Here is a 4,505-nt window from a genome sequence, read left to right as displayed (position 1 = left end):
CACGCGCGCTTCGGCCTCGCGGCGTTCGACGTCGACGGCGTGCACGCGCACGACGTCGGCCAGTACCTCGACAGCCGGGGCATCGCCGTCCGCGTGGGTCACCACTGCGCCCAGCCGCTCCACCGCCGCCTCGGCCTCACCGCGTCGACGCGCGCGAGCGCGTACCTGTACACGACCGAGGCCGAGGTCGACGCGCTCGTCGCGACGCTCGCCGACGTGCGGAGCTTCTTCGGGCTCGGGCCGAAGGCGCGCGCATGAGCCTCGACGCGCTGTACCAGCAGGTGATCCTCGAGCACGCGAAGGAGCGCCACGGGAGTGGCTTCGACGGCGCCCCGGCGGCCGGGTCCGGCCACGGCGAGTCGCACCAGCTCAACCCCGTGTGCGGCGACGAGGTCACCGTCCGGGTCGACGTGGCCGACGGCGCGATCAGCGGCCTCCGGTGGGAGGGCCACGGGTGTTCGATCTCAATGGCCTCCGCTTCCGTGCTCCACGACCTCGCCGAGGGCGCGACCACCGAGGAATTCGGCGAGCTCGTGGCCGCTTTCCGGGACATGCTGCGCTCGCGCGGCGCGGTCGCGGGGGATCCAGAGGTGCTTGGGGACGCCGCGGCGTTCGAGGGCGTCTCCAAATACGTCGCCCGGGTCAAGTGCGCCATGATCGCGTGGGTCGCGGCCGAGGACGCCGCGCGCCAGGCCCAGGCCTGACGTGGTGGACCAGGCCCGACGTGGCGGACCAGGCCCGATGTGCGGCCCAGGCCTGACGTGGCGGAGAAGGGCCCTGACGCAGGCCCCGTAAAGGACGCGTAAAGGCCCAATCGGGTGGGACTCAGTTCCCTGTTGCCGATCTGTGACTTCGGCGTACTCTGTGCCTGACTCCGGCGGCGTGTCGCGCTACCGGCGGGGGGAGGCTTGAATATGCTGCGAGATTCAGCTGTCTCGGTTTTGCCGAGACGGCCGGTGCGGCCGTCGTCAGATGCGGCGGAGCGCCAGGCCGATCGCCTGCAATGGGCCATGCTCGTGCGTCAGGACGAGCTCGAGGCCGCGACCCGTGCGCTGCAGGGTCGGGGCTCCCTCGGCACGGTCATCACGGGCCCGCCCGGGGTCGGCAAGTCGTTCCTCGCGAGCGCCGTCCTGACCACGCTCGGTGGGGGTGTGTACCCGCTCCGCCTGCGCACGTCGACCACGGGTCCGTCGCTCGACTACGCGTGCCTGGGCGCGCTCCTCGCGCGGCTCCCGAAGGGCGCCGCCGCCTCTCCGACGGGCCTCCTGCTCGCCGTCGAACGCATGCTCCGCGAGGACTCCGGGGGCCACCCCGTAGTGCTCGTCGTCGAGTTCACGGGCGAGCTCGACGAGGGGAGCATCGGCGTCCTCCTGCATCTGCTCCTGACCGGAACGGCGAGGCTCCTCGCCGTCGCCCAGCGCGCGACCGATCTTCCGGCGGACTTCCTGCGCCTCGTGCGCCGCGGCCGGCTCGCCGAGATCCCGCTCCGCGGGATCGGCATCCCCGAGACCCGGCTCCTCGTCTCGGCGCTCGTGGACGGGCGCGTCGCCTCGTCCGCCGTGGGAGAGCTCCACCACGCGTGCGGGGGCAACCCGGCGTCGGTGCAGGGGATCGTGCGGCGCGAGCGGGCCACGGGAAACCTTCACAAGCGGGGCGGCGTCTGGACGCTCGACGGTGCGGTCGAGCCAGAACCGGGGAGCGGGACGGATGAGATCATCCGTGCCCGGTGGGCGCGCGAGCCGCAGGACGTGCGCGAGGTCATCGAACACCTGGCTGTGGCCCGGCGGGTCCCGATCGCGGGACTGGCCGGGCTTTTTGGTTCCGAGGTGCTCGTGGACATGGAGGACCGTTCGCTCATCGCGGTCGACGCCACCGAGCACCGCTGCGCGTACCTGCGCGAGCCGCGCATGGCCGAGCTGGTCCGCGAGCGGCTCGGGCCCGACCGGCACCGCGAGCTCGCGTCCCTCACGTCCCTGGGCGGGGCGCCCGAGGAGACCGGGCTCGACCGCGAGGACCTCGTCTCCTACGTCGAGTGGAGCCTCGGGGTCGGGAGCACGCTCGCGCCCGAGCTCACGGTGCACGCGGCCCGCGCGGCGATCGGCCTCTACGAGCCCCGCCGCGCGCTCGAGCTCCTGGACCGGGCACCGGACCTCGCGGGGCCCACGGCCGTCGAGGCAGCGTTCCAGCGGGCCGCGGCGCTCTCCCTCCTCGAACGCAAGGACGAGGCGCTCTCGGTGCTCGACGCGGTCCCGTCCGACTCGTTCGCGGAGCTCGACCCCGTCACGATGGCACGCCACGCCGCGGCGAAGTCAGAACTCCTCACGTGGCTGCCCGAGCGCGGCGACGCCCAGGAGCCGCTGCACATCGCGTGGGACGAGCTGGCCCGGAGGGAGGATGCCGACCCCTCGGACCTCAAGGACGCGGGCGAGGTCCTGGACCTCGCCGAGTACCGGCTCCGCGCGTTCCGGGGCGACTTCTCCTCGGTCCTCGACGCGCTCGAGTCCGCATCGCGCCGCACCGGCTCGAGCGAATACTTCCGCCGCGAGAGCTCGCTCCTGCTCGCCCTGGGCTGGGCCGTGTGCGGCCGCGAGGCTGACGCGGCGGCGCTCATGGCCTCCTTCGGGCTGAGCTCGCCGCTGCACACGGACGACGACGCGTACCTCACCGCCGCCTTCGCCGCGTGGATCAACAACGGCGACTGGAAACGGTGCGTGGACCTGTTCGAGGCCTACGTGGACCGCGGCGGGCGGCGGCTGAGCCTCCGGGGCGGGATCGCGGAACTGTTCCTCGCCGTCGCGCTCGTCCTGGCCGGGCGGGGGAGCGCGGCCCTCGAGCCGCTGCTCAATGCCGTGGCCCAGCTCGAGGAATTCCCGGCCAAGAACGCGCTCCACACGGCCTACGCCGCCACGGCGTTCGCCTATGCGCAGATCGGGGACGCGGGCGAGGCCGAGAGGTTCCTCGAGCACGCTGCCGCGGGCCGCCAGCACGCGCCGTGGCTCTTCGAGTTCATCGCGGACTTCTGCGAGGGCATGGCCCGGCGCTGGCTCGGCGATCCCGCCGCCTCGGAGGCGCTCTTGGAGCACGCCGTCGAGGACGAGGCCGCCGGCCGCGTCACGGCGGCCGGCATCCGGGTATTCGGTTCGAGCGTCCCCGGGACCGAGCGCGAGTTCCTGTGGATCGAGCGCCTCTCGCACCACCGGCAGGGACCGCTCGCGCACCTCATGGCCGCGGTCGCGAGCGCGACGCGACGGAAGGACGCCGAGGCCCTGCTCGACGCCGCCGAGATGGCGTACGGGATGGAGCTCGACGCAGTCGAGGCCCGCTGTGCGGCGCTCGCGCTCGACTTCGCGCGGGACCACAGCGAGTCCGCGGCGGCGGGCCGCGCGCAGACGCGGCTGGACCGGCTCACGCGGATCCTGCCGACGCTTCCGCTCATCCCGCAGGTTCCCGCGCCGGTCCTCACCGAGCGCGAGCGGCAGATCGCGGTCATGGCCGCCTCTGGCGCGTCGAACCGGGACATCGCGGATGCGGTCGGGGTCTCCGTCCGCACGGTGGAGGGGCACCTGTACCAGGTCTTCATGAAGCTCGGGGTCTCGTCTCGAGGTGGACTGGACGGTTTGGTCTGACGTGGCCGCGAAGATGGGGGTGAAGTTGGCTGGGAGCCCATCGGTCGCTGAGACGACCAGGCGTGATCTCGCGGCGGCGGCCGCGGCGGCGCTCCGCCGCGAGGGGGCGGGAGCGGTCCTCGTGGTCGGAGAGGGGGGCGCGGGAAAGACCTACCTGCTCGACGACGTCGTCGCGGCCTTGCGCAGCGAGTCCGAGATCCTCGAGCTCCGCACGGGCCGGAGCCTCCGATCCGTCACGTACGCGGCGCTCATCGAATGCCTGCCGAGGCTTTCGCCCGAGGACGTCCAGGACCGCATCGGCGTGCTCCGCGCCCTCTGGGCCGAGCTGCACCGGCTCTCGGGCGAGGCTCGCCGGCCCGTGGTCCTCGTGGTGGACGACGCGCAGGATCTCGACGACGGCTCCGCGGGCCTCATCGCGGAGGCCGTGGCGTCCTCCTGGGTCCGGCTCCTCGCCGCAGGCACGGCCCGGAACGGCCTCCCGCGGGACTTCCTCGACATGTGGCACGACGGCATCGCCGAGCGCATCGAGCTCGCGCCGCTGAGCCTTGCCGAGAGCCAGTACGCGGCGGAGGAACACCTCGGCGGGAACCTGTCAGTCACGGCCACGGGGGTCCTGCACCGCCTCAGCGGCGGCAACCCGCTCCACCTGCTGTCCCTCATCGACGAGGCCGTCGAGGCGGGAACGCTCGTGCGCAAGCGCGGGATCTGGCTCCTCACGAGCGGCTTCGCGAGCCGCGGGGACGCTCTCGCCGAGTCCGTCCGCAGCAGCATGGAGTCCCTCACCCCCGCCGAGCGCGAGGTCCTCATGCTCGTGGCCCTGACCGAACCGCTCCCGCGCGCCGCGGCCCGCGTGCTCGGCGACCGCGAGGTCCTCGACCG

At 73.3% G+C, this 4,505-nt stretch carries 4 protein-coding genes; all 4 read left to right on the top strand.

What is annotated here, in order from left to right:
* A partial coding sequence (locus ACLN58_RS18325; RefSeq protein ID WP_415856677.1) for an aminotransferase class V-fold PLP-dependent enzyme occupies positions 1-258 on the top strand: 258 nt, incomplete at its 5' end.
* Positions 255-704: a Fe-S cluster assembly sulfur transfer protein SufU gene (sufU, locus tag ACLN58_RS18320; protein WP_415856676.1), complete on the top strand. Its 450-nt coding sequence runs from the start codon at positions 255-257 to the stop codon at positions 702-704. The genes ACLN58_RS18325 and sufU, both read left to right, overlap by 4 nt.
* A gap of 252 nt (positions 705-956) precedes the next feature.
* Positions 957-3,626 (top strand): LuxR C-terminal-related transcriptional regulator, encoded by a 2,670-nt coding sequence (locus ACLN58_RS18315; protein ID WP_415856675.1) that lies wholly within the window; start codon positions 957-959, stop codon positions 3,624-3,626.
* Positions 3,627-3,651: 25 nt separating this feature from the next.
* A partial coding sequence (locus ACLN58_RS18310; protein WP_415856674.1) for an AAA family ATPase occupies positions 3,652-4,505 on the top strand: 854 nt, incomplete at its 3' end.

This window comes from Sinomonas sp. G460-2 (assembly GCF_047759905.1).
Classification (GTDB): domain Bacteria; phylum Actinomycetota; class Actinomycetes; order Actinomycetales; family Micrococcaceae; genus Sinomonas.
This window is presented reverse-complemented; position numbering and strand designations above follow the sequence as displayed.